The organism is Chitinophaga niastensis (assembly GCF_003014755.1).
Classification (GTDB): Bacteria; Bacteroidota; Bacteroidia; order Chitinophagales; family Chitinophagaceae; genus Chitinophaga; species Chitinophaga niastensis.
The window spans coordinates 1-2202 of record NZ_PYAW01000023.1 but is presented as its reverse complement, the minus strand read 5'-3'; the positions used below and the strand labels follow the sequence as shown (position 1 = coordinate 2202).

Below are 2202 nucleotides of genomic sequence, written 5' to 3'. Positions count from 1 at the left end.
ATCTCTCCCAAATCCAGCCCATCTTTCTCTACTTCTTTAGCAGAAGGAATTTCTGGCAGATGCTTATTTTCTTTGATAAAAGTTTCTACATATTGCAGAGAAGGCAGTTCATACTCCGGTTGAAATACGAAATCCGCCCAGGTAATCTGTTCTACTTTAACCCGGCGTGCTCCTATAACACCATTAACTGCTAACTTATATCCGTTGGTGGTATTTGTTCCAATACCTACATTTCCACCACCGTTTACCATTAGAATATTCCCGGAAGAAACGGAGTTCATGAACATCGCATTATTCGAACCCGGATTGGTTTCCAATACCAGATATCCCTCATTGCTCCCTCTGATCTTCCCGCCGGTATTTCCACCAAAATAGGTCCAGTCATTATAGGCGTTACCTAATATTGCTGCGGCCCTGTCTCCGTTTGGCAAGGTGCTCACCTGTGTCACATGCAGACCTGCCGAAGGGGAAGTCGTTCCTATTCCCACATTACCATCGGCTCTGACAAATAAAAGATTTTTGGTACCTCCACTTGCTGCTGTACCGTCACTATTCTGATTAGAATTAACCATTAGCGCATAGTTGCTGGCACCGGTTGCCTGTACTGAAATGGCAGTGCCATAATACTGCCCCCATAATAAAGCAGCCAGGCTGGTAGTGTTGTTGACTGCAGTTACATGGAAAAGACATTGAGGATTTACATTTCCAATACCCACATTACCCAAAGAAGTGATGTTCATCACATCCGTCCAGGTAGCAGAATTATTCCTTGCAGCAATCCGGAGATCGGTCCTTCCCCCTGGGTCAAATGAATAAATCTTATGTCCAAAACCATTCCCAAAAGTAGAAGTGGTCCATGTAATATTTTTATTGGCACCCACTTTTGCCGTCAAAGTATCAAACACCATATTTTGAGCTACGGTGGAATAGGCAAACATGCAGAATACAGGAATTAATTGTAAGATTTTTCTCTTCATAACTATTTATAGATTTAAAATTGTTTTATTATCAAAAGGTGTAACCGGTCCTTAGTTTTATAGGATCCGTCTTTGGTACATGTTGATTATATAGAAAATCAAATAGCAAAATGATATTGCCTTTCATCTTACTATTGATCTTATACTTTTTACTGATCCCTATCAATCCACTCTGCGTCCATTGCTGCCCAACTCCATCCGGTAGCGCTACATAATTGGGCTGATAGTTTTGTTCATAACCACCATTAAGAAAAAAAGTGCCTTTTAACTTCCAGTCAATAAAGGAACGTATACCTACTCCCTGATTGGAAAAGTGGATATTATCAAAGCCGGTGCCCATGCCCAGCTTGTAGGAAAGCCCTACACCCGTACTCCCGTTTTTATGGAACTTGTAAGCTACCTGTCCTGCCAGATCGCCAGTGGTAGGGAAAAATTTATTGCTGCGCTGAAACTGGATGTTGCTCCCAAACTCCAATCTTTGCAGAAAACTTTTGGTCTTCATTTGATTCGGCCTAAAGTTGGGCATATCTGCAGCGTTGTCCAGATCCGGGAACTTACTTTTCAATTCATCCATCTTACTGCGGGCTTCTGCCATTTGCTGGCTTACCCCTGCGCCTGCACCGGGGCCGCCGCTTCCTATACGTTGCTGAATCAGCTGTTCCACCTGGCTACGTGTTTGTAATCCTTCCAGGCTTTGCGCAGAAGCAGCAGTACCCTGTATATTAAATAAGCTGGCCAGCTGGGAATGTTGTTGTATAAAATCATTAAAAGCAGGAACTTTTTGCATCAGCTCCATCGCTTTCTGCTCCGCTTTCTTTTTATCTTTAAATACTTCTTTATATTCTTTCAGCTGCTGGGAATAGTAATAAGCTTCCTTATTCATTTTCTGCAGATCTTTTGAAAAACCGGTGTACTGCTTTAGCTGTTCATTCAATAATTGTTTACGCTCCCGTATAAATGCTTTGATCTCTTCCGCCTGCTGTAGCTTATCCTTTAACTGTTCCACCGACTTAAGCGAACCATTTAATTTATCAGTAGTTCCCTTCGACTGATTCAATAAATCCTTTGATTGTTTTAAGAAAGCAAGTGAATTTTGAAGGCTGTCCAGGTAGGGACCACCGGATTGTAAAGGCCGGGATAATTTACCCAGCTTTCCTTGCATGCGGGACTTCATGCTGCCCAAAGAATCAATAGAATTAACGAACAGTTGCTGCGCCTTGAGAGA

At 42.3% G+C, this 2202-nt stretch carries 1 protein-coding gene and 1 pseudogene; both read right to left on the bottom strand.

Translation table 11 applies throughout. The features are described 5' to 3' along the window. Nucleotides 1–977, bottom strand: a pseudogene (locus CLV51_RS28770) (hypothetical protein); the annotation flags it as partial. Nucleotides 978–1008: 31 nt separating this feature from the next. Then, the coding region (locus CLV51_RS29320; protein ID WP_106531566.1) for an AAA family ATPase at nt 1009–2202 on the bottom strand (1194 nt) is incomplete at its 5' end.